The following is a 722-nucleotide window of genomic DNA, read 5'->3' on the forward strand; positions in this document are numbered from 1 at the left end:
AAATAATATTAATAGAGAAAGAGAATTTTTTATATCTTTTATTTGGATTATTACCATTATTATATATTTTTTATTATGAAATACTTCGAGTAATTTTTAAACCAATAATAGGTAAATTTCCTTACTCTCCTTTTAGAGAAAAACTTGGTGCAAGAGTATTAGGTTCAGGTTATCCAAAGAATAGAAAAGTAAAATTTGTAGATTATATTTTTGGAATCTCTCTCATTTTCCTTCCACTTATAACATTAATTTTATTAAGTACTTTATTGAATCATTACTTTATAAAATCTCATTATTAATTACACTGAAAAAATTCCAAAAATTCTCTAATAGGAAGTTAGTTTATTAACTAAAAAGTTTAATAGCCTAATCTTAAAAATAAACTAATCAAATTAACCCGCATTAGTAAAATTTAAAAAGAAACTTTACCGGATGAAAACAAAATGAAGTTTAAAAGATAAATAAATAGAAAAAAAAACATCACCCAACCGCCGTTTGGCAAGATTGCGAATTTTGTGGTTAATTCATATTTTTCTTTCGCAAGATATTCTATCTTAGCGGAAAGAACTCGGTTACGAAGTTCGCAACCTCGCCAAGCGCCAAGACGTTAGCAGATATTTTAACGCAACTAACAGAAAAACAGTAATTTATAAAATGAAAACGGAGATTAGAATTGTTAGTTATTTGATAATGTTGGTGATTTATTGGTTTTCAACTTCATT

Annotated in this window: 1 protein-coding gene; it reads left to right on the forward strand. The window is 26.0% G+C overall.

Features of this window, described 5'->3' with window-relative positions:
- Positions 1 to 299, forward strand: a 299-nt coding sequence (locus J3S90_RS15725) for a hypothetical protein (RefSeq protein WP_210646977.1), incomplete at its 5' end; no start/stop codon positions are given.
- Positions 300 to 722: the final 423 nt, after the last annotated feature.

Origin of the sequence: Flavobacterium flabelliforme (genome assembly GCF_017948675.1) — a bacterium.
GTDB classification, from domain to species: Bacteria; Bacteroidota; Bacteroidia; order Flavobacteriales; family Flavobacteriaceae; genus Flavobacterium; species Flavobacterium pygoscelis.